This window comes from Sulfurimonas sp., from assembly GCF_016744025.1.
GTDB lineage: Bacteria > Campylobacterota > Campylobacteria > Campylobacterales > Sulfurimonadaceae > Sulfurimonas.
Map to the genome: position 1 here is coordinate 1 of NZ_JADGFC010000020.1, position 21,164 is coordinate 21,164.

Annotated in this window: 28 protein-coding genes; 1 reads left to right on the forward strand and 27 read right to left on the reverse strand. The window is 32.3% G+C overall.

Annotated features, from left to right (window positions below; translation table 11 throughout):
* Positions 1-41 precede the first annotated feature (41 nt).
* The gene (locus QZZ48_RS04720; protein WP_294962472.1) at positions 42-530 is read left to right on the forward strand and encodes a hypothetical protein; all 489 of its coding nucleotides are present in this window, start codon (positions 42-44) and stop codon (positions 528-530) included.
* Here the strand turns inward: QZZ48_RS04720 and QZZ48_RS04725 are convergent.
* From QZZ48_RS04725 to rplU, 27 genes are all read right to left on the reverse strand, one after another.
* Positions 520-1,281, reverse strand: a complete 762-nt coding sequence (locus tag QZZ48_RS04725) for an ATP-binding protein (protein WP_294962474.1) — start codon at positions 1,279-1,281, stop codon at positions 520-522. The genes QZZ48_RS04720 and QZZ48_RS04725 overlap by 11 nt on opposite strands.
* A complete protein-coding gene (locus QZZ48_RS04730) occupies positions 1,282-1,977 on the reverse strand; it encodes a 5'-methylthioadenosine/adenosylhomocysteine nucleosidase (RefSeq protein ID WP_294962476.1) in 696 nt (231 codons plus the stop codon).
* Positions 1,978-1,985: 8 nt separating this feature from the next.
* Complete coding sequence (locus QZZ48_RS04735) at positions 1,986-2,735, reverse strand: nitrilase-related carbon-nitrogen hydrolase (protein WP_294962478.1); 750 nt, start codon at positions 2,733-2,735, stop codon at positions 1,986-1,988.
* On the reverse strand, positions 2,704-3,642 hold the full coding sequence (gene fabD / locus QZZ48_RS04740; protein ID WP_294962480.1) for an ACP S-malonyltransferase: 939 nt from the start codon (positions 3,640-3,642) through the stop codon (positions 2,704-2,706). Before fabD ends, QZZ48_RS04735 begins: the two co-directional genes overlap by 32 nt.
* Positions 3,643-3,658: 16 nt before the next feature.
* Positions 3,659-4,459, reverse strand: coding sequence for a Fis family transcriptional regulator (locus tag QZZ48_RS04745; protein WP_294962482.1), 801 nt, complete (start codon positions 4,457-4,459; stop codon positions 3,659-3,661).
* Positions 4,398-4,931 carry a peptidylprolyl isomerase gene (locus QZZ48_RS04750; protein ID WP_294962484.1) on the reverse strand — a complete coding sequence of 178 codons (534 nt, stop codon included), beginning with the start codon at positions 4,929-4,931 and terminating at the stop codon, positions 4,398-4,400. Before QZZ48_RS04750 ends, QZZ48_RS04745 begins: the two co-directional genes overlap by 62 nt.
* A gap of 70 nt (positions 4,932-5,001) precedes the next feature.
* Positions 5,002-5,922, reverse strand: a complete 921-nt coding sequence (locus QZZ48_RS04755; protein ID WP_294962486.1) for a tetratricopeptide repeat protein — start codon at positions 5,920-5,922, stop codon at positions 5,002-5,004.
* A 3-nt stretch (positions 5,923-5,925) separates the two neighbouring features.
* On the reverse strand, positions 5,926-6,480 hold the full coding sequence (locus QZZ48_RS04760; protein ID WP_294962488.1) for an OmpA family protein: 555 nt from the start codon (positions 6,478-6,480) through the stop codon (positions 5,926-5,928).
* A gap of 104 nt (positions 6,481-6,584) precedes the next feature.
* Positions 6,585-7,835: a Tol-Pal system protein TolB gene (tolB, locus tag QZZ48_RS04765; protein WP_294962490.1), complete on the reverse strand. Its 1,251-nt coding sequence runs from the start codon at positions 7,833-7,835 to the stop codon at positions 6,585-6,587.
* A gap of 2 nt (positions 7,836-7,837) precedes the next feature.
* Positions 7,838-8,470 carry a cell envelope integrity protein TolA gene (locus QZZ48_RS04770; RefSeq protein ID WP_294962492.1) on the reverse strand — a complete coding sequence of 211 codons (633 nt, stop codon included), beginning with the start codon at positions 8,468-8,470 and terminating at the stop codon, positions 7,838-7,840.
* Positions 8,471-8,546: 76 nt separating this feature from the next.
* A complete protein-coding gene (locus QZZ48_RS04775; RefSeq protein WP_294962494.1) occupies positions 8,547-8,936 on the reverse strand; it encodes a biopolymer transporter ExbD in 390 nt (129 codons plus the stop codon).
* Positions 8,937-8,940: 4 nt separating this feature from the next.
* Complete coding sequence (locus tag QZZ48_RS04780) at positions 8,941-9,507, reverse strand: MotA/TolQ/ExbB proton channel family protein (RefSeq protein ID WP_294962496.1); 567 nt, start codon at positions 9,505-9,507, stop codon at positions 8,941-8,943.
* Between the two features lie 3 nt (positions 9,508-9,510).
* The gene (gene atpC / locus QZZ48_RS04785; protein ID WP_294962498.1) at positions 9,511-9,903 is read right to left on the reverse strand and encodes an ATP synthase F1 subunit epsilon; all 393 of its coding nucleotides are present in this window, start codon (positions 9,901-9,903) and stop codon (positions 9,511-9,513) included.
* Between the two features lie 23 nt (positions 9,904-9,926).
* Complete coding sequence (atpD, locus tag QZZ48_RS04790; protein WP_294962501.1) at positions 9,927-11,324, reverse strand: F0F1 ATP synthase subunit beta; 1,398 nt, start codon at positions 11,322-11,324, stop codon at positions 9,927-9,929.
* Positions 11,325-11,335: 11 nt separating this feature from the next.
* Complete coding sequence (atpG, locus tag QZZ48_RS04795) at positions 11,336-12,223, reverse strand: ATP synthase F1 subunit gamma (RefSeq protein WP_294962503.1); 888 nt, start codon at positions 12,221-12,223, stop codon at positions 11,336-11,338.
* A gap of 10 nt (positions 12,224-12,233) precedes the next feature.
* Positions 12,234-13,751: a F0F1 ATP synthase subunit alpha gene (gene atpA / locus QZZ48_RS04800; RefSeq protein WP_294962505.1), complete on the reverse strand. Its 1,518-nt coding sequence runs from the start codon at positions 13,749-13,751 to the stop codon at positions 12,234-12,236.
* 21 nt (positions 13,752-13,772) lie between these two features.
* On the reverse strand, positions 13,773-14,306 hold the full coding sequence (locus QZZ48_RS04805) for a F0F1 ATP synthase subunit delta (RefSeq protein WP_294962508.1): 534 nt from the start codon (positions 14,304-14,306) through the stop codon (positions 13,773-13,775).
* A complete protein-coding gene (locus tag QZZ48_RS04810) occupies positions 14,307-14,822 on the reverse strand; it encodes a F0F1 ATP synthase subunit B (protein ID WP_294962511.1) in 516 nt (171 codons plus the stop codon). It lies immediately after the preceding gene.
* Between the two features lie 9 nt (positions 14,823-14,831).
* The gene (locus QZZ48_RS04815) at positions 14,832-15,254 is read right to left on the reverse strand and encodes a FoF1 ATP synthase subunit B' (RefSeq protein WP_294962513.1); all 423 of its coding nucleotides are present in this window, start codon (positions 15,252-15,254) and stop codon (positions 14,832-14,834) included.
* Positions 15,255-15,378: 124 nt separating this feature from the next.
* The gene (locus tag QZZ48_RS04820) at positions 15,379-16,221 is read right to left on the reverse strand and encodes a ParB/RepB/Spo0J family partition protein (protein WP_294962516.1); all 843 of its coding nucleotides are present in this window, start codon (positions 16,219-16,221) and stop codon (positions 15,379-15,381) included.
* The gene (locus QZZ48_RS04825) at positions 16,221-17,003 is read right to left on the reverse strand and encodes an AAA family ATPase (RefSeq protein WP_294962519.1); all 783 of its coding nucleotides are present in this window, start codon (positions 17,001-17,003) and stop codon (positions 16,221-16,223) included. The genes QZZ48_RS04820 and QZZ48_RS04825 overlap by 1 nt, the downstream gene beginning before the upstream one ends.
* A complete protein-coding gene (locus tag QZZ48_RS04830) occupies positions 17,000-17,635 on the reverse strand; it encodes a biotin--[acetyl-CoA-carboxylase] ligase (protein WP_294962521.1) in 636 nt (211 codons plus the stop codon). The genes QZZ48_RS04825 and QZZ48_RS04830 overlap by 4 nt, the downstream gene beginning before the upstream one ends.
* Positions 17,616-18,524, reverse strand: a complete 909-nt coding sequence (gene fmt, locus QZZ48_RS04835) for a methionyl-tRNA formyltransferase (RefSeq protein WP_294962523.1) — start codon at positions 18,522-18,524, stop codon at positions 17,616-17,618. Before fmt ends, QZZ48_RS04830 begins: the two co-directional genes overlap by 20 nt.
* Positions 18,524-19,291, reverse strand: coding sequence for a glutamate 5-kinase (gene proB / locus QZZ48_RS04840; RefSeq protein WP_294962525.1), 768 nt, complete (start codon positions 19,289-19,291; stop codon positions 18,524-18,526). The genes fmt and proB overlap by 1 nt, the downstream gene beginning before the upstream one ends.
* A 2-nt stretch (positions 19,292-19,293) precedes the next feature.
* Positions 19,294-20,394, reverse strand: coding sequence for a GTPase ObgE (obgE, locus tag QZZ48_RS04845; RefSeq protein ID WP_294962528.1), 1,101 nt, complete (start codon positions 20,392-20,394; stop codon positions 19,294-19,296).
* A 147-nt stretch (positions 20,395-20,541) separates the two neighbouring features.
* Positions 20,542-20,799 (reverse strand): 50S ribosomal protein L27, encoded by a 258-nt coding sequence (gene rpmA / locus QZZ48_RS04850; protein WP_294962531.1) that lies wholly within the window; start codon positions 20,797-20,799, stop codon positions 20,542-20,544.
* Positions 20,800-20,822: 23 nt separating this feature from the next.
* Complete coding sequence (rplU, locus tag QZZ48_RS04855) at positions 20,823-21,131, reverse strand: 50S ribosomal protein L21 (RefSeq protein ID WP_294962533.1); 309 nt, start codon at positions 21,129-21,131, stop codon at positions 20,823-20,825.
* Positions 21,132-21,164: the final 33 nt, after the last annotated feature.

Here is a 21,164-nt window from a genome sequence, read left to right on the forward strand (position 1 = left end):
TATATATATATTTAAATTTTAAGTATTACATAAGGATATGAATGAGACTGAGTTTTAAATTTAAACACCATTTTTTCAGTGCCTTTCGTGAATTTTTTGTTCATCATCATGGTTCACTAGAGTTCCGTGCTAAAATTTTTGCACTGCTTATTATTTCCAATGATGAGATTGACCAAGATAGTTATTCTATAGTTAAGAATATTGGTATGAATATATATAACGATGAAGATAGAGCAAATGTGTTGATGCTCTCAACAAAAGAGTTGGTTAAAAAGATACAAGACCATAATGGTTTAGATATTGATACTCTTGTATTACATATACAAAAAGAATTAAAAATAGTTCCAAGATATGCTAAGAAGATAGATATAGAATCTTTGCAGCCTTTTTTAGAGTTAACAAGAGATAGAGATATTATCTCTTATCAAGAAAATATTTTAGAATTTCTAAAAACATTAAAAGAAGAGACTCTTCATGATAAAAAGTCTCAAATAGCTAAAGATGAAGAAAACTTAGAATCTAAATACTAAATTTCTCTTTATCAAAAAAACTATCTATAGAAATATTTTTAAATGCTGCATTCATAGATGTAAACAGTGATGGGAAATCTTGCTCCATCTTAGATAACATCTTCTTCATATTAGCTCTAGCATGAGGCATTTTAATATCAAAACGCATTGCAGGACATGCTTCATCGCCTATGGCATTAAGTTCGTTATCTTTAACAAATGCAGATAGTTGTCGCTCCCGCATCTGAATAAGTGGACGTATAATTATTAAACCATTCTCAGCTCTATATTTAGGAGCAAGAGAACGCATTTGTCCATTATAAATAAAATTCATAAAAAAGCTTTCTGCTGCATCATCCATATGATGTCCAAGAGCAAGTTTATTACATCCATGTTTCTCAGCTACACCATAAAGCGTTCCTCTTCTCATTCTTGAGAAGAAGCTACAAAATGATGAATTTTTTCTTATCTTTTCTTCTGCTAATTCATATATTTTAGTATCATGAAAAATATGTTCTATATTATAATCTTTGCAGTGTTGAGCAAGTGCGTCATAGTTTTCACCCATACCATAACCTACAGTTACAGTAATAAACTCAAATTTAAAAGGTGCGCGTCTTTGCTGTTCAGCCATTGCATGAATCATAGTAAGAGAGTCTTTTCCACCACTTAGGCCGACTAAAATTTTATCGCCCTCTTCTATCAAGCCAAATTCGGCATTTGTTTTACCAAGTTTAGACATTATTTTTTTAGATGGGCATATTTTTTTCATTTATTTAACAATTACCTTATCTACCATTTTCATAATAAACTCTGCAGATATAATTGCACTCGATACCATGAATTCATCAAATGAAAAACTTGCATCAGTATCAGCTGTATCACTTATAGCACGAAGAATAAAAAATGGCACGCCTAATGATTTACATACAACTGCAACAGAGCCACCTTCCATCTCTAAAGCATCAGCATTGAAATTTTTCACAATAGTATCTTTAATCTTTTCATCATGAACAAATTGATCACCAGTAGCGATAATACCTTCTTGTACAGTTTTACCTAACTCTTTTGCAACTTCTTTTGAAAGTTCAATTAATCCTTTATCTGCCTCAACAAAAACACTCCCCCCTGGTACAAAACCCATTGGATGACCAAAGGCTGTTATATCTAAATCATGTTGAGATAATTTTGTTGCTACTATTAAATCTCCAATTTTTAGATTTGGATTAATTCCACCTGCTACACCACTAAAGAGTAGTTTGTCACAATTAAAATGTTGAATCATTGTACTAGCCGTTAAAGTAGAAAATACTTTACCTATTTTAGAATAAGCAACAACTATATCAACACCCTTATACGAAGCTTCGTAATATTCGTTATCTGCGTACTTAGTTGTTTTATATGTTCCTAGTTTTTCTAGTATTGGAGCCACTTCTTCTGGCATTGCACCCATTATTGCTATTTTCATTCTTATTCCTATATATTAAATGTTTTTATAATTGTTTCATAACGAGGCAATTTATGTATCATCTTGCCCTCTTTGTTTACTATGCAACTTGCACCCCAAAATCCTAAACCATCTTCAAAACCGACTCTATTAACAAAAATAATTTCTGCCTTACACTCAGAAGCTACTGTTTTAATTATTGAGTACCATTTATCTTCAATTGACAATCCATCATCACTAAATCCGCGTGCTGGAGATGCTACAAGAGCTATAATTAAATCAGGGTTTTCTTTTATCAAATCAACATGAACAGATTCATGCCATAGATCTTCGCAAACTAACATAGAAGTTTTACCAAATTGACTAACAAAGCTTTCAAAAACTTTTCCTGCTTTGAAATACCTTGCTTCTTCAAACATACCATAATTTGGTAGATGAACTTTGTTGTGTTGACTTAGAAGATTTCCATTAGAGAAATATAAAGCTGCATTTCTAAATGAATCACCATCTTTAATAGCTCCACCAACAATAATATCAACTTCTTGACTCAAAACTTCTAGTCGATTAAGTTCATCTATGTTCCATGCATCTTCATACAGTTTGTCTTGCAACAAATAACCGTTTAAAGATAATTCAGAAAATACTATCAAATCACTTGTATTGATATGCTCTTTAATAGTAGTACAGATATCACTTAAGTTAGATCGATTTAACTTAGGTGATGTTTGAGCAAGTGTAACTCTCATCTTAGTTGCAAATTTCCTCTGAAACTTTTTCAAGAGTAGCCATGTCAGATATGTTTAATGTTTTAAGATCTTTAGCAATTCTACGATTTAACCCTTTTAGTGTAACACCATTTCCAAATTCAATAGCTACATCTACATCATTAGTAATTGCTAAGATTGACTGCTTGTATTTTACAGGTTTAACTAGTTGATCTTTAAGTAAAGCAACTGCTTCATCTTTTGTACTATAAGGAGCAGTAGTTACATTGGAGATAATTGGTGCACTAAATTCGTCTTTAATCATAGTTTGCATTATATCTGCTAATGGTTGTTGAGCTGGAGTTAAAATTTCACAATGACTAGCAACTGACATGCTAAGTAAAAGAGCTCTTTTAGCACCTGCGTCTTTGAATGTTTGTTCCAATGAAATTAAATCACTTTTCATACCTGCAACAACTAATTGACCATCTTGATTGTAATTAGCAGGCCAAACTTTTTTACCATCTGCTTGAGCAGTTGTACAAATAGCTTCAACACTAGCATCATCGAGTCCAACGATAGCCATCATACCAGCTTCTATTTCATCACAAGCACTTTGCATAAAAGCACCACGTTTGTGAACTAACTCAACTGCATCTATATAGTCAATAGCTCCACTTGCACAAAGAGCAGAAAACTCACCAAGTGAGTGACCTAAAAATAGTGTTGCTTGCACATCTGGACAAGCATCTTTAAAAAGGCGATATGCTACCATTTGAACAAGAAGTATTGCCGGTTGTGTATATGCTGTTTGAGCTAACTTTTCATTTTCTTCAAAAATAAGTTCTTTAAAATCAACACCAATTCTCTCTCCAGCTTTGTTAAACATCTCTTTTGCAACATCTGAATTATTATAAAAGTCTTGACCCATGCCTACTGCTTGACTACCTTGTCCTGCAAATATCATTGCTATTTTATTCATATTCTTACCTCATTTGTTATAAATATTCTTTATTATCTGATATTTTTTTTCTTAATGTGTTTCTATTTAAACCTAACTTATCAGACAATTGAAGTTGTGATTTAAATCTACTTAGCCCTGCTTTAATAAGTGGAACTTCATATAGATGTAAAAAGTTTCTATAGTCACTTTGTGAACCTAACTTATCAAGCAAGTAATTCTCTATAATATCCATTAATTCAGTCTCTTTTATATCTTGTAACAAAGAGTGAATCATCACTTGTCTTTTAAGTGAATTTGAGTTTTGAGATAAGTCAGGAGTGAAATTTTCAGTATTAAATTTTTTACTACTACAAAATAAAGATGACGCTTCATTGATAAACATTTCAACTAATTCTTCAACATCTTCTAGTCTGTCGCGAAGAGGAGGAATATCAAATTTTACACTAAAAATCTCATCTATATGTTCATTTGAAAAAGAACTTTTAGCTGTTGCAATAACTCTAACCGAGTTTAGATTAATAGAATCGACAATTCTTTTTATATTAGGAGAATTTTCTAAATTGATAATAATAAGCTCGTTAACACTCTCCAGTGTACTAAGTATTTCATCAAAATCAGATGCTTCTATAACAGTAGCATCTGGAAGTATATATTGTGCAAGGCTTTTCTTGCCAACACCTACCTCTCCGGAAATCAGAGAGTTAACACTAAGTGTTTTCAAAAGTGTTGCTGTTTTAAATGCTTGGTGAGAAGATTCCGAAGCAGTTATAAAATTAGTTGCATCCACAACCGTGGCCGCCACCAGTAGTAGAACCTTCGCTACTACAACAACCATCTTCTTTTTGGTTTTCAGCAGGAACACCTGTCATAGCTTCTTCAGCAGAAGCATCTCTAACATTATTTACAGTTACATTGAATACTAAATTTTTTCCAGCAAGAGGGTGATTAAAGTCAATGATTACAGTTTCTGTTCCTATTTCTTTAACAACAACTTGAACTGTTCCACCATCTTCACCTTGACCATAAAGAGTCATACCTACTTCAAGTTCAATTCCAGCAAATTGATCTTGAGGAACTTCTTGTTTAGCATCTGGGTTATGAGTTCCATAAGCATCTTCAGCTTTAACAAGTACTTCGCCTTTTTCGCCAATTGTCATATTTGCAATTCCATTTTCTAAACCTGGAATTATTTGACCTTTGCCAAACATAAACACTAAAGGTGCTCCACCTACATTACTATCTACTACTTCTTCTCCATCACGAACTTCATATTCTAATGATACTATTTGATTTGCTTCTATTGCCATTATATTAGCCTTTATTAAATTTTTGGGATTTTAACATAAAAATACATAATATTAGTAAAATATTATGCAACTACTTAATCTTATTAAGATTATTTTTTGCCATTTTAGCTTCTTTAGAGCCTGGGAACTTAGCAATTACACCTTTATAAAAAGATTGAGCATTCTTATTATCACCAGTTTTATCCATAGATATTGCCGTATGAAGCATTAACACAGGCATATAAGAAGCCTTTGAATATAAAGAAGCACTCTTTTTAAAATATGCGATTGCATCTGCATAATTCTTTCTATAATATTTTATCTCACCCATCATATAATGTGAGCGAGCAGGTTTGTAATTTTTTTTGATTAATTGATTATAATACTTAATACTCTTTGTATAGTATTTTTTATCATAATTGACTTTTGCCAATTTTGCCACTTCTGCATTTGACATCTTCTCTAACTTAGAAATCTTAGGCTTAGAATTTTTCTTTAATTCTTTAGAAACCAACTCTTTAAACTTATTAAAATCACTAACTAAAGTATTAAACTCATCTTTAGTAACATATGTTGAATTTACTATATTTAACAAAGCAGTAAGTTCAACAACAGCAAGCTTGAGATCTTTAATCTCTAAAGCATTTGCTTGAGATATTTCACTTAATCTTCGTTCATACTCATTTGAACTAATTTGTTCATCAGTATTCTTTTTATCTAAGTCTTTGAGCTTTAATTTATTAACTTGAGATTTTCTACTTAAACCCTCAATAATAGTCTGTAAACCATCAATTCTTTCTCTTAAAGAATCAACTTCATTAGCTTGATTATTACTTTTAACAACAACTTTTTTGAGTTTATTTTTATTTTGAAGGATAACCTTTTCGCTTGAAGTTAAGCCATAAGGTTTAGATGTTTCTAGATTACCAGCACCGAACGCAGATGGTTCAGCACTGATTAAATTAAAAGGCAGAATAGCTGCGAATATAGCAACTAAAAAAATGCGATTCATAGATTATGGAAGTAATTTAAAGTCAACGCGACGATTTTCTGCCCAACAGTCTTGATTTTTATCACTACATGCTGGATTGCTTTCACCATAACTTACCATTGTAATACGAGTCTCATTTACACCCTCAGCAATTAATGCTTTTTTTACAGTAGAAGCTCTTTTTAAACCTAGTGCAAAGTTATACTCATCACTACCCCATTCGTCACAATTACCTTCAAGTTTAACAGTAAATGTATTTGCTGCACCCTTTGCTACTGAAGCACTATTAGCAACTTTATTTTGCATATCAGCACGAATTACAAACTTATCAAAATCAAAATAAACAGTTGATAAATCTCTCTCTAAATTTGCCATACTTATTTCATTTAAATCTGATTTAGAAATATCACTTTCACTAACACTAGAATCTTGTGCAGATACAGTTTCAGTTTTTACAGCTTCAACTTCTTGAGCAACTACTTCTTGTGTTGTTTTTTCATCAACAGCCGGCTTTTTGTCTGCACATCCACTAAAAACTAACATTGCCATTAGAACACTTGAGAATACTATTTTTTTCATATTTACTTACCTTGAATTTAAATTGTTAGATTGTACCAAAAAAAGAGTAATAAGTTAACATATCACGTGCTAAAGTGATGAATTTTATCTATATTACTATTTTTTCACCAATCCATTGCTTGTAACTTTCCATATTTAAGGGGAAACAAATAGTTTTTATTATAATTTAATCTTATAATTCCAATTGAGCTTTGAGCTTTGTAATTTTTAATAAATAATATAGCGTCTCCATCTTTTGAAAAACGTGGAAACTCATTTATACCAGTAGCTGTTAATCTTCTAATAAAGTCTGTTTTAGTTGAAATAAGGTGCAAGTTAAATGTATTAGTTGAAAAGACATTCGAACTTTCTCTTGCTTTGTAAACTATATATTCACCATGAGTACTACATGAAGCATTACTTTTTCCATAGTAAACCATTTGCTCTACACTATTAGTATCAATTTTTTTAGAAAAAACATTAGGATACCCTAACCTGTCAGAAATAAAAACTATATTTTTATTATCCATGAACTGAGCATTAACATCTATACCAGCATATTTAGTTATCTTTTTAGTTTTAAAAGTATCTACATCGTATAAATAAACATCAGGTTGACCTTTTGGAGCCATTGTTAATAGTAGTTTTTTTGAATCATCACTAACGTCTGAACAAATCATCATACCTTCAGAAGATATTATTGCTTTGCTTTTTCCAGTTTTTATGTCAACATGTTTTAGTGTTGGTTTTTTCCCATCTAAAGATGTATAATAAAATTTATTTTGAGCTTTATTGGCCCATTTAGGAAAGACATTAAAACCACCCTTAACTACTGTATGTTGATATGCAAGAGTATAATCTGAAATCACTATTTCTGTTTTTTTAGGAGCAACTACTCTTGAAAATACAACTCTTCGCTTCATCCATTCTACAGAAGGTGCACCCATAAATTCATTTATATCATAAGCTATAGTATGAGAAACAAATACATATACATTTTTTCTACTAATTCTATATTTTTTATTTAAAACTTCATTACTAGCACTAATTAGCTTTATATCAAGGTTTAGAGCACCATCATCATCCTCAGACATTCTATATCTAAGAACATAATCAACATCTTTATTTTCTACCATAACATCTGACTTATTATAGTGTGTTTTACGGTGATGTCTATCTACATTAAATAATGATATTACATTCAAATCTGCAACAAGTGCTTTAAAAAATCTCAATCTAAACGTGTCATCATAACTTACTGATGAATCTTCAACTGCCATAGTTGGAAGTGATTCAACTTTTTTAATAACCTCTATCGTTGCATCATTGGCATACGATAAACTAAATACAAATAAAAGTATAAATAATATTCTCAAAATTACTCCTTGGATGTTAACATAACTATATAATTGCCAGATTTGTTTTGCGGATTTGCAGGGAACAATATACCAATTAGTCTGTCTTTTATTTTGTCACACTCATCATTCAAATTACTTTTGGCAGAATAAGTCAAGATTCTAAAATCCATAACCTTACCAATAGCACTTAATTCAATAACAGCCTTAACACTATGACCTTGAGAGTTCTGAGGTGGAACAAAGTTTTGGTAAACTAATGCCTGAATTTTAGCTAAATATTCATTAACCGCATTCGCAGTTGACAATTTTTCAGAATCGTCACTTTTTTTAATATTACTATTATCTGTTAATTTTTCAGAGACAGACTTAACACTGTTTTTATCTATTTTTTTAGACTTCTTTCCAATTTCTAATAATCTCTTATTATCAACTTTTTTTTCTATCTTTTTAACTTTCTTGATTTTTTTAGTCCAAACATCACTAAACAGATCATCAATATTTACATCGCCAGGCTCAACTACACTTTCTTCTACAATAGGTGTTTTAATAATTCTTTTTTTACTTGTTTGTAGTTTAGGAACATCTAAAGATATAGATATGTAATTATCTTTTTTCAAAGCGTATGTATCAATATTTGATTTTGAAAATAACATATAAATTATTAGAGATAAGAAAAACATAAAAAGTGATATTGAAATAAAACCACTTATGTAGAAGTAGGAGTTTTTATTACCCATTAGTAGCTAATGAAACCTCAGAAAAACCTGCTTGTTTTACTGCAGCTAAAACTGACATTACAACACCATAATCCAAAGTTTTATCTGCACTAATAAGGACAGTTGCTTTTAAGTCTAACTTTTTAGAATAAAGAAAAAAATTATCCATGAATTCATGTAGTTGATAATTATCTTTATTTATTTTAACATTTAGTTCTTTGTCTATTGATATGTGAACAGGTGATATTTTAGATAGTTGTTGACTCATTGAGCCCTGTGGTAATTTAATATGCTCTTCATAAATTATATTTGGAGCAATAACCATTAAAATTGCTAGTAAAACTAACATTACGTCCACAAGTGGCGTAATATTTAGTTCTGGTTTATCTTCCCAATCATACATAATGTTAAACTTTTCTAGATAATACTGCATCACTTTGCATCTGAAGAAGACTAACTAGTTCGAATGATTTTCTTTTTAAAATCTGATGATAAGTATATGCAAATATTGCTACAAATATACCAGCTGCAGTTGCTACTAATGCATCTGAAACACCACTAGATATTACAGACATACTTCCACTACTTTGGCCAATATGAGTAAAGGTATCTAATATAGACACAACAGTACCAAACAAACCAATAAAAGGTGTAGTAGATGCAAAGATTGAGAGCAAAGACAAGCCTTTTGTTGCTTCTTTAGTAGCAGCTAACATACCTAAATCTAAGATCTCTTTATTAATATTTGTACTCGTTTTTATAAAATTATTTAAAAAAGAATTATCATTAACAGTTGATGCTCCTAAAAGAAGACTCTCTAAAGAGCTATTTTCAATTTCGAGCCAAGAGTTAATAGAAAAAAAGCGATAGAAAAATACCCAGTTAAGGACTATGAAATATACTGACAATAGAGTCAGTACACCCAAAGTTACTGGGTGACTTTTAAGATAAAAATCTATGAGATTGTTGATCATTGACTATAGTAATCTTTTAGCTGCTGATTCAATTCGTGCTGAAACAGAAGCAATTGCAGGATTTGCATCCGCAATATCATTAATAAGTTGCTTAGCTTCTTCAAGTGCATTTGCAATATCGCTTTCATTATCTCCACGAATAGCAACAGCACCTTCAACTAAAACAATTACTTTGGCTTCGTCCACTTGAACTACACCCCAGTTTATTAAAATTGACTCAACTGATTTATCATCTTTTTCGATATCAATAACACCAGCTTCCAACAAAGTTGATAATGAAGCATGATGTGGCATAACACCGAACTCACCCTCTTCACCAGGAAGAGTTACGCTAACGACGTCATCGTTAAAGATTTCACCATTAGGAGTTAGGATTTCAAGTTTTAACTTATCCATTACAGTCCTTTAGTATATTTGAGTTATTTTTTTTGCTTTGCAGCTTTTTCAATTGCCTCATCCATACCACCAACCATGTAGAATGCATTTTCCGGCATATCATCACATTCACCATCAAGGATTGCTTTGAAACCCTTAATAGTATCGGCTAGAGAAACATATTTTCCTGGTGAACCAGTAAATACTTCTGCAACGAAGAATGGCTGAGATAAGAATTTCTCAATTTTACGAGCTCTTTCAACAATGTTTTTATCATCTTCAGAAAGTTCATCCATACCAAGAATCGCAATGATATCTTGAAGATCTTTGTACTTTTGAAGTGTTTGTTGAACACCACGTGCAACACCATAATGCTCTTCACCAATAATTTGTGGATCAAGTAATCTTGAAGTTGAATCTAGCGGATCAACTGCAGGATAAATACCTTTTTCAGCAATTTTACGGTTAAGCACTGTTGTTGCATCTAAGTGAGCAAATACAGAAGCCGGAGCCGGGTCAGTTAAATCATCTGCTGGTACGTAAACAGCTTGAACAGAAGTAATTGAACCATTCTTAGTTGATGTAATACGATCTTGTAAAGCACCCATTTCACGAGCTAGAGTTGGTTGGTAACCAACAGCTGAAGGGATACGACCAAGAAGTGCTGACATCTCAGAACCTGATTGAGCAAAACGGAAAATATTATCAACGAACATTAGAACGTCAAGATTTTTCTCATCTCTAAAGTACTCAGCCATAGTAAGACCTGTTAGAGCAATACGGTTACGTGCTCCTGGAGGTTCACTCATTTGACCATAACAAAGTGCAACTTTGTCTAGTACATTAGAATCTTTCATCTCGTGGTAAAGGTCATTACCTTCACGAGTTCTCTCACCAACACCAGCAAATACAGATAGACCATCATGACCCATTGCAACATTATGAATAAGCTCCATAATAATAACTGTTTTACCAACACCAGCACCACCGAATAGACCAACTTTACCACCTTTAGAATAAGGAGCAAGTAAATCAACAACTTTGATACCTGTTTCAAACATCTCAGTAGTAGTTGATTGATCAACTAGAGCTGGAGGCTCACGGTGAATAGACCAAGTAGGAGCGTCAGAAACTTGTTCTCCACCATCAATAGTCTCACCAATTACGTTAAAGATACGACCTAGTACCTTTTCACCAACTGGAACTTTAATTGGTGAACCAGTAGCTGTAGCATTCATACCACGTACTAGTCCCTCACTCATATCCATTGCAATTGTTCTTACACGGCCATCACCTAAGTGAGCTGCAACTTCAAGTACTAAACGTCTTTCAGTACCTTCTAAACTAACTTGAACTTCGATTGCTTCATTAATTATTGGAAGATATCCATCAAAATCAACATCAACAATCGGTCCCATAACCTGGCTTATTTTACCAATCATATTTTTCTCCATTATTTCATAGACTCCACACCACTTATAATTTCTATAAGTTCTGTAGTAATAGCTGCTTGTCTAGCTTTATTAAACTGAACATTTAGTGACTTAACCATATCTTTAGCATTATTAGTTGCTGTATCCATCGCTTGCATTCTAGACGCATGTTCAGCCGCAACTGAATCAATAAGTGCATAATACATAGCGTATTCAACATATCTACTAACTAAAGAGTCTAGCATATGCTCTTCATCTTGAGCTTCTATTTCAAGAATTGAGTTTTGAATTTCTTCACACTCAAAATTTGTTGTATCTACAGGTAATACATTATTAACATGTAACTCTTGAGTTATCATATTTTTGTAACCATTATAGATAATATGAAGACCATCGATTTTACCATCTTTGTAATCTTCAATAGAAGTCATGATGAATTCATCAGCTCTTTCTTTATCAGGTTTTGAACTTAAATCTATAACAGAGTCAAATAACTCAACTTCATTATATTTAAAAAACTCTACACCCTTTTTACCGATACCACGTAAACGCACTTTTACATTTTTATCTTTATACTCTTTAATAAGTTTTTTAACAGCTTTAATAGTTTGAATATTAAAACCACCACATAAACCTTTATCAGCAGTAACAAAAATAATGTCAACCATTTTTGGATTTTCAATATCTGCAAAACAGCGATTGTCAATTCCTCCAACTTTATTACATTTTATGCGTCCAGCTATTTCGGCAATAACCTGATTCATTTTTGCAGCATAAAGACGTGAGCGTTTTGCAAGCTCTTCAGCACGACGAAGCTTTGCAGTAGATACAAGCTTCATTGCACGAGTAGTCTTTTGAGTATTTGAAACACTCTTTATCTGTCTTTGAATATCTTTCAAGTTTGCCATAAAGTTTTCCTTATGCTACTACGAAAGTAGCTTTGAATTCTTCAAGTGCTTTGATTAATAGTGCTTTAGTATCATCATCTACTTTTGAAGTACTTCTAATATTCTCAAAAATTTGAGGATAAGACGCTTCAATAAATGGATATAACTCAGCTTCAAAACGAACTACATTTGATGGATCAAAATCATCTAAGAAACCTTCATTACCAGCAAAAATGATAGCAACTTGCTTCTCAGCAGATAGAGGAGAGAAAGGTCCTTGTTTAAGAACTTCTACCATTCTTTGTCCACGCTCTAGTTGATTACGAGATGTCTCATCAAGATCAGATGCGAACTGAGCAAATGCTTGAAGTTCACGATACTGAGCAAGGTCAAGACGTAAAGTACCAGCAACTTGCTTAGTAGCTTTAATTTGAGCAGCACCACCAACACGAGATACAGAAAGACCAACATTAATTGCTGGACGTACACCCGAGTTAAATAGTTCAGTCTCTAGGAAAATCTGACCATCTGTAATAGAGATAACATTAGTTGGAATATATGCCGCAACATCACCAGCTTGTGTTTCAATAATAGGAAGAGCAGTAAGTGATCCAGCACCACATTCGTCAGAAACCTTAGCAGCTCTTTCTAAAAGACGAGAGTGAATATAAAAAACATCTCCAGGATATGCTTCACGGCCCGGAGGACGACGAAGAATAAGTGACATTTCACGGTATGCAACTGCATGCTTAGATAAATCATCATATACAATTAGACCATGTCTAGCGTTATCACGGAAGTACTCACCCATTGTAACACCAGTATATGGAGCTAAAAATTGAAGTGCTGCTGCTTCAGCTGCAGTAGAAGAAACAATAATTGTATATTCCATTGCACCATGTTCTTCTAAACGACGAACAATTTGAGCAACAGTTGATTCTTTTTGACCTATTGCAACATAGATACAAGAAACACCATTACCTTTTTGGTTAATGATTGCATCGATTGCAACTGTTGTTTTACCAGTTTGTCTGTCACCAATGATAAGCTCACGTTGACCACGACCAATTGGAACTAGAGCATCAATTGCTTTAATACCAGTTGCTAGAGGCTCATGAACAGATTTTCTATCCATAATTCCAGGTGCTTTTTCCTCAACAAAACGAACTTCCGTTGTTTCGATTGGACCTTTACCATCAATTGGCTCACCAAGTGCATTGACAACACGACCTAAAAGTGCGTCACCAACTGGAACTTTAAGAAGTTTACCAAGTCTTTTAACTGACATACCTTCTTTTAGGTTTACACCTGCTCCAAGAATAACAACACCTACTGCGCTTTCTTCAAGATTCATTACTAAACCTTGAGTCCCCTCTTCGAACTCTACCATTTCACCAGCCATAACATTGCTAAGTCCGTAAACTTGTGCAACACCATCAGCATAAGAAACGATTTTACCTGTTTCGTTAATATCAACACTTAATTCAAAGTTATCGATACGTTCTTTAATTATTGAGCTGATTTCATCAGCTTGAATTTTTGCTACCACTACTTTTCTCCTCTCATCAAGTTAAATTGCTTTTACTATATGTTCTATTATTTGATTATTGATTCTTGTTTTAGAAAAATTAATCTCTACACCAAGGTCTTCTACATCCACTTTAATACCATTAAAATCATCTTTAATAAAATTTAATGAGATATTTGAATCAAATTTTTTACTTAAACCACTACTTAAATCTTCTATAACTTTAGCATCTAAATCACTATCACTATATACAACACCAGCGTAAGTTTTACTAGAATTAGCCGTATCTTTTCTCATTCCTTCTGCTAAAGCAGGGATGATAGAAGTACGATTTTTTTCTACAAGTAATTTCATTAAAGAATTAATAGTTTCAGACTCTGCAGGTTTTACTGCTGCTAAAAGTATTTCTGACTTTTGTTCTTTACTTACCATTGGATTGTTAATAATTTCCATGAATTTTGAATCGTTAAATGATTCAGCTAGAGCTGAAAATATAACAGTCATATTCTGCATCGCTTGGGCATCAGAACTCTGTTTTAGAGCTTTGATATATCTTTTTGCAATTAACTCTTCCATTTATGCCACCTTCTTTAAGATAACACTAGCCATAGCTTCTTTATCGAAACTATCACTACTTTGACTTAGAACTTCGCTTAATATATTTTCAACAACAGTACGAACCATTTTTCTTTGTTCAAACTCCATTAAAACTGTATTTTGCTTAGTAATTGTCTCTAAGTCTGCTTCACATTGAAGCATGATATTGTCATTGATAATCTTATTTTCTTTTTTTGAAGCTGTTACTAATTCTTCTGCAAACTTTTCAGCATCAGAAATTTTAGATAGAGCCTCTTTTTTAAGAGAAATAGATTCACCTAACTTATCTTGAACTTTTTGCAACTCGTCAGCAATTCCCTGACTTCTCGCAGCAAAATAGTTTTTAGCAGGTTCAGCAACAAGGTACCAAACAAGACCAAAAAATAGTAAAAAGTTTACTGTTCTTTGAACAATGTCTGTTCCTCCGCTCTCTGCACCACTAGATGCTAATGCATAAGTTGATATCATAATAATCAATAGTAAAATTCTACTCACACCACATCCTTATATTTGACTAAATTTAGCTTTAACAGCTTCTTTAAACAGTGGAACTTGAGACATAATGTCACTTGTTAACTGTTCTTTAGATTCAGAAAGTGATTGCTCAAATTCTAAATATTGGCTAGCTAATTCAGCACGCTTTGCTTCTAACTTACTATCTGCTAACTCTTTAGCATCTTCTATTACTTTCTCTCTCAGGGCCGCAGCTTCCAGTTTAGCATTAGTAATTATTAATTGAGCTTTTGAATTAAGACCGTCGATTTCTTCATCATTATTACCTACTTTAAGTAGATCTTTCTTGATATCTTCGTCTCTTTTATTCATAAAGCTAAATAATGGATTATAAAGCCAACTGTTTAGAACGGCGATTAGTGAAAGAAATACAACAAATGTAGCTAGTAGTAGTATCGGATTTATATCTAACATAGCACCTCCTAAAAGTTGCGTGATTATACTATTACAAAATTGAAAGGATAGTTAAACTAAGAAAGAATTTAAAAGAATTTTATAATTTTTATAAAGAAGGTGAAATATACACATCATTTTAACACTATTTTGAGATACGGCTCAGAAAGTCATTTATTTGATTCTCATCATCAAATTCAATAGTTAATTTATTTTTAGAAGTTTTTGCCTTAAAACCAAGAAAATCAAATCTTTCTTTAATATGAGAAAAATCATATTCAACAAAATCGTTTTTAACAACTGGAGATTTTTTTTCTTCTTTCATATTTTTAATAATTGATTCAACTTCTCTAACACTAAGTTTTTGACCAATTATTGAGTTAACCATAAGTTGCTGCTGTTTATCATCAAGACCTATTAAAACTTTTGCATGTCCAGCTGTAATCTTTTTCTCAACTAAAGCTTTTTGTGTTTTTGCTGAGAGTTGAAGAAGTCTTATTGTATTAGTTATATGAGTTCTGCTTTTATGTATTTTATTTGCAAGCTCTTCTTGAGTTACTTCATACATCTTAATTAACTCACTATATGCTCCAGCAAGTTCAACAGCATTCAATTCATCTCTTTGAATATTTTCTATTAGAGCAAATTGTCTCATTTTTTGCTCATCAGAGTTAAGTAGTATTGCACGAATTGTTTTGAGCTTAACTAACTTAGATGCACGAAGTCTTCTCTCACCTGCAATTAGTACATAACCATCAATATCTTCAGTAACAACAATAGGCTGAAGAAGACCATCGTTTTTAATAGATTCTCCAAGCTCTAAAAGAGAGTTTTCATCAAAATGTTTTCTAGGCTGATATGGATTTGGTTTAATTTCTTTTAGTGATAACTCAACAACAGCATCTCTATATGAACCTTCATTTTCATAAGCTTCATCTATTTCACCTAAAAGTGCATCAAGACCACGGCCGAGTTTTTGAGATTTCATTATGCTATTATCGTTTGTGCTAGATTTTGGTACGCAATTGATCCTACTGATTTTACATCATATAAAATAGCTGGCTTTCCAAAAGATGGAGCCTCTGCAAGTTTTACATTTCTAGGAACTACTATATACTTATCTTGAAGATCTTTAAATAATTTGCCTTTAAAGTGTTGAGACAGATCAGCAAAAACTTGTTTTGACAAATTATTTTGAGAGCTAAACATAGTTGGTAAAAAACCTTTTATACTAAGATTAGGATTAATTGATTTTCTTACTAGTTTAACTGTATTTAAAAGTTGCGCAAGACCTTCAAGAGCAAAAAATTCACATTGTATAGGAATAATTACTGAATTAGATGCAGATAAAGCATTAATAGTCATCGGTCCTAGAGCTGGTGGTGAATCAATAATTATGTAATCATAATCTTTTTGAACATTTGCTATTGCTTTTTTTAATACAAGCTCACGACCATCTTTATTATCATTGTCATAATACTCTTTTTCAATTCCAACAAGACCAATATTTGAAGGTGCTAAATGAAGTGTAGGTAGGTCTGACTTTAAAATAATGTCTTTTAGTTTTTTTGTACCTATTAATACATGATATATATTAAACTCATAATCATTACGATGAAAGCCTAATGACGTTGTAGCATTAGCCTGTGGGTCTGAGTCTATCAAAAGCACTTTTTTTTCTGCTACTGCAAGTGACGCAGCTAAGTTAACAGCAGTAGTTGTTTTACCAACTCCACCCTTTTGATTTGCAATTACTATTACTTCACTCATCTTAGACTATATATCCTTTCGCCGTTGCGTACTATGGAACCATCATTCTGAAGCGTTACATCTTCTAATGGAATTCTTAAACTTTTGTTGTGTGTAAAAAAGTTTTTATTCTTGTAAAATTCTAACTGATATTTACTAAAAACTTGCTTCCATGAAGCATTATTTTCAATATTCTTAAAATATTTTTGAAGTAAATCGTCTCTATTAACCTCTATATCTAACTTTTCGAATCCTTGTGGCTGTGTTGTTAAATTTAACCCTACCCCACAAATAAGTACATTGTCTACAATATTTGTAATCATACCACCAATTTTTTTATCTTTAATATAAAAATCATTAGGCCACTTAAGCCAAACTTCTGAATTTAAATTATTAAGTGTATTTTTTAAGATAAATGCAAAGTAAATAGAAGCGGATTCAAGTTTTAAATCATTTGGCAAACTTTTTAACTCAAGAGCAAAAGATAAAAATAAGTTTCCCTCTAAAGAATTCCAAGAATTTTCTCTGCTTCCTATTCCATCTGTTTGAGCATCTGAAACAACTGCATATGGGAGTTTTATCTCTTGTGTTTTTATAAGCTCTTTTAAATGGTTTTGTGTAGAGCCTATTGTCTTAAGATAAAGTGTCTGCAAGACTAAGTCTCTTACCATTTATATATGAAGAAATCTCCATCTCTTTTTTAGATGCAGGTTGAACTTTAAAAATTCTAATACTTCCTTTTTCGCATCCAACAACAATTGATTCTTTATCAATAGATAAGATTTTACCACTTTCATTAATAGAATCTTTTTCTTCAAGTTTTATATTTTTTAATTTTAAACCACTACTTAGGTATATTGCAGGCCATGGAGTAAATGCACGGTACTTATTATAAAGCTCTGTAGCATTTCTAAAAGTAACTTCACCATCTTGCTTACTTATCTTTGCACAATGCGTTGATAGTGAATCATCTTGTTTAATAGGAGTATATGAGTTGAAATTATTTAAAACATCTATTGTAAGTTCAGTTGCAGTAACAGTAAGTCTATCAAACAATGTCTCAACCATTTCATCAGTACTAACATCTATTTCATCTATCTTTAAAATATCACCAGTATCTAGTCCAACATCCATAAGCATAGCTGTTACACCTGTTTTAGAATCTCCATTTAGTAGAGTTTGTTGTATTGGACTTGCACCTCTATATGCAGGAAGTATAGATGCATGAAGATTTATACATGGAGCATGTTGTAAAACTGCAAGAGGAAGTATCTGACCATAAGCTGCTACAACTATGAAGTCTGCTTCTATTTTCAAAAGGTTTTCAACAGTTTCTTCATCTCTAAGTCTATTTGGTTGGTAAACATTTATTTCGTGCTTTTGAGCTAGAGTTTTTACAACAGGAGGAGTCATTACTTTTTTTCTTCCCACTGGCTTATCTGGTTGAGTATAAACAGCGACTACATCCATATCTAGAGTATTTATCATACGCTTTAAAATAGCCTCAGCATAATCTGGAGTACCCATAAAAATTATACGCATTAATTACTCACCTTTGTAAAGAGTGTTCCACCCTTATGATTATCATCTAGCATATAACTTTTCACATCGCTAAGATCAAAACCACTTGCTAAAAAAGTATCTATATTATAAGCTAAAAGATAAGATGCCGCTTTAAGTTTAGTAACTATTCCGCCAGTTGCAAATGTACCATGAGGATTTGCTTCCTTTTCTAAAGCACATTTATCAATGTTATTTACAATTTTTAATACTTTTGCATCTTTATTTTTATGAGGATCTTCACTATAGTATGCATCTATATCTGAGAGTATTATCAAGATATCAGAATCTGTATGTTTTGTTATGTAAGCTGAGAGTTGATCATTATCTCCAACAACTAACTCTTCTGTTGCAGTTGCATCATTTTCATTTATTATAGGAATAACACCATTAGATAAAAGAGTATTAACTGTATTTTTGATTCTATTTATATCTTCTGATTTATTGAAGTTTGCTGCAGTCACAAGAACTTGAGATATGATGACATTATGAGCTTGAAACTTTTTAGCATACTTATGCATAAGAACTGGTTGACCTATAGAAGCGAGTGCTTGTTTATTTTCAAGGACACTACGATCAAGTTGAAGTTTAGTATATCCAGCTGCTACTGCACCAGAAGACACTAAAATCACTTCATTTTCTTTTTTTAACCCTACTAAAAAACTCACTAGAGCTTTCATTCGCTCCAGAGCGATAGAGTCATCTTGAGTTAAAATAGCACTACCAACTTTAACGACGACTCTTTTCATGATTATATTCTGTCTGTTTGAACTAAATTAAATAGTGAATATTTAAGTGCTTCTATATTTTTGCTAGTTGCTGAAGATATTGGTGCAACTAAATATGGAAGAGTTCTATCATAACCTAAAGTCTCATCTGCTGAATCTTGTACAAAAAATGGCATTTCACTGTCAAATTTAAATTCATTTGTTTTACTAGCTTCAAGACCAAGAAGTTCTAAGAATCCATTTACAAGCTCATTTATCTCTTCTGGTGGAACAATATCAACTCTAGTAAGAGCGATAGCATATTTACTTTCACCTAATTTTTCACTAAATGATTTAATCTCATCTTTTAGTACTTCAATTTGTTCTTTTAACTCTCTATATGAAGCTAAATCAATCATATATAAAAGAGTTTTAGTTCTCTCGATATGTCTTAAAAATTGAATTCCAAGACCTTTACCTTCGTGAGCTCCACCGATAATACCAGGAATATCTGCCATTACAAATGACTCAAAATCACCGATATTTACTTGACCAAGCTTTGGTGTAAGTGTTGTAAACTCATAGTTAGCTATTTCTGGAGTAGCATTTGAAACTGTAGAAATTAGAGTAGATTTTCCAACATTAGGAAAACCAACAAGTCCAATATCAGCAATAAGTTTTAGATCTAGTTTAATAGCTCTTGTCTCACCTTTTTCACCAGGTTGAGAATAAGTAGGTCTTTGATTTGTAGGTGATTTAAAGTGAGTATTTCCAAGTCCACCTTTTCCACCTTGTAAAAACTTAACTTCTTGTCCATCTTTAACCATATCAAAAAGAATTTCACCAGTCTCAGTATCTAAAATTTGAGTTCCAGGAGGAACAATAATTACTTTTTTAATACCAGCTTTACCAGTCATACGAGAACCTTCACCAGGAACTCCACCATCAGCTTTTATGTGCATTCTTTTTTGGAAATGAGAAAGTGTGTGAGTATTGTTATCACATCTAAACCAGATGTCTCCACCTTTTCCACCGTCGCCACCATTAGGACCACCGTTTAGTACAAACTTTTCACGACGAAATGCTACACACCCTTGTCCACCTTTTCCTGATGAAACTGTTAATTCGACACTATCTGTAAACATTTGATATCCTTGGTTAATTACTTGTTAATACTTAAAAATTCACTTGGATTAAAAAATAGTAAATTGTTAAATATTTTTATTATTTTAGGTGTTAAACCTAATAGTTGAGTGAAGAAACACTTGAGCCGGAGCTCAAATATTGTGGAATTATGCAGCAGGTATAATTGAAACTTGTTGACGTTTTTTGTCTTTTCTTTCGAATCGAACAACACCGTCTATTAGTGCGAATAAAGTGTGATCTTTACCCATACCCATGTTTTTACCTGGATGAACTTTAGTTCCTCTTTGACGAACGATGATATTACCAGCTATTACAGCCTCACCACCATACTTCTTTACACCAAGTCTTCTACCAGCCGAGTCACGATTATTCTGTGTACTACCTTGACCTTTCTTATGTGCCATCTGAAATCTCCTTAGTTATGCTATTAAGCAGCTATTTTCGTGATACGAACACGAGTGAAGTCTCTTCTGAAACCTCTTTTAACTTTACTGTCTTTACGACGACGTTTTTTGAATATCACAACTTTTCTGTCACGACCTTCGTTAATTACTTCAGCAGTAACCATAGCACCATCCACGAATGGAGCTCCCATTTTAAGCTCACCAGCGTTTACTGCTAAAACTTCTTTAATCTCGATGATATCTTTTGGCTCAAGAGACATTTTGTCTAATAATAGAACGTCACCCTCTTGAACTTTATATTGATTACCACCATTTTTGATAATTGCGTACATATACAATTCCTTGAATCTTTATAAAAGTCCGGA

Bases quoted from the DNA above. Each gene is read 5' to 3' on its own strand.
- QZZ48_RS04720 (WP_294962472.1), top strand. From the start codon at position 42: ATGAGACTGAGTTTTAAATTTAAACACCATTTTTTCAGTGCCTTTCGT.
- QZZ48_RS04725 (WP_294962474.1), bottom strand. From the start codon at position 1,281: ATGAAAAAAATATGCCCATCTAAAAAAATAATGTCTAAACTTGGTAAA.
- QZZ48_RS04730 (WP_294962476.1), bottom strand. From the start codon at position 1,977: ATGAAAATAGCAATAATGGGTGCAATGCCAGAAGAAGTGGCTCCAATA.
- fabD (WP_294962480.1), bottom strand. From the start codon at position 3,642: ATGAATAAAATAGCAATGATATTTGCAGGACAAGGTAGTCAAGCAGTA.
- QZZ48_RS04745 (WP_294962482.1), bottom strand. From the start codon at position 4,459: ATGGTTGTTGTAGTAGCGAAGGTTCTACTACTGGTGGCGGCCACGGTT.
- QZZ48_RS04750 (WP_294962484.1), bottom strand. From the start codon at position 4,931: ATGGCAATAGAAGCAAATCAAATAGTATCATTAGAATATGAAGTTCGT.
- QZZ48_RS04755 (WP_294962486.1), bottom strand. From the start codon at position 5,922: ATGAATCGCATTTTTTTAGTTGCTATATTCGCAGCTATTCTGCCTTTT.
- QZZ48_RS04760 (WP_294962488.1), bottom strand. From the start codon at position 6,480: ATGAAAAAAATAGTATTCTCAAGTGTTCTAATGGCAATGTTAGTTTTT.
- QZZ48_RS04770 (WP_294962492.1), bottom strand. From the start codon at position 8,470: ATGTTATTTTCAAAATCAAATATTGATACATACGCTTTGAAAAAAGAT.
- QZZ48_RS04775 (WP_294962494.1), bottom strand. From the start codon at position 8,936: ATGTATGATTGGGAAGATAAACCAGAACTAAATATTACGCCACTTGTG.
- QZZ48_RS04780 (WP_294962496.1), bottom strand. From the start codon at position 9,507: ATGATCAACAATCTCATAGATTTTTATCTTAAAAGTCACCCAGTAACT.
- atpC (WP_294962498.1), bottom strand. From the start codon at position 9,903: ATGGATAAGTTAAAACTTGAAATCCTAACTCCTAATGGTGAAATCTTT.
- atpD (WP_294962501.1), bottom strand. From the start codon at position 11,324: ATGATTGGTAAAATAAGCCAGGTTATGGGACCGATTGTTGATGTTGAT.
- atpG (WP_294962503.1), bottom strand. From the start codon at position 12,223: ATGGCAAACTTGAAAGATATTCAAAGACAGATAAAGAGTGTTTCAAAT.
- QZZ48_RS04805 (WP_294962508.1), bottom strand. From the start codon at position 14,306: ATGGAAGAGTTAATTGCAAAAAGATATATCAAAGCTCTAAAACAGAGT.
- QZZ48_RS04815 (WP_294962513.1), bottom strand. From the start codon at position 15,254: ATGTTAGATATAAATCCGATACTACTACTAGCTACATTTGTTGTATTT.
- QZZ48_RS04820 (WP_294962516.1), bottom strand. From the start codon at position 16,221: ATGAAATCTCAAAAACTCGGCCGTGGTCTTGATGCACTTTTAGGTGAA.
- QZZ48_RS04825 (WP_294962519.1), bottom strand. From the start codon at position 17,003: ATGAGTGAAGTAATAGTAATTGCAAATCAAAAGGGTGGAGTTGGTAAA.
- fmt (WP_294962523.1), bottom strand. From the start codon at position 18,524: ATGCGTATAATTTTTATGGGTACTCCAGATTATGCTGAGGCTATTTTA.
- proB (WP_294962525.1), bottom strand. From the start codon at position 19,291: ATGAAAAGAGTCGTCGTTAAAGTTGGTAGTGCTATTTTAACTCAAGAT.
- obgE (WP_294962528.1), bottom strand. From the start codon at position 20,394: ATGTTTACAGATAGTGTCGAATTAACAGTTTCATCAGGAAAAGGTGGA.
- rpmA (WP_294962531.1), bottom strand. From the start codon at position 20,799: ATGGCACATAAGAAAGGTCAAGGTAGTACACAGAATAATCGTGACTCG.
- rplU (WP_294962533.1), bottom strand. From the start codon at position 21,131: ATGTACGCAATTATCAAAAATGGTGGTAATCAATATAAAGTTCAAGAG.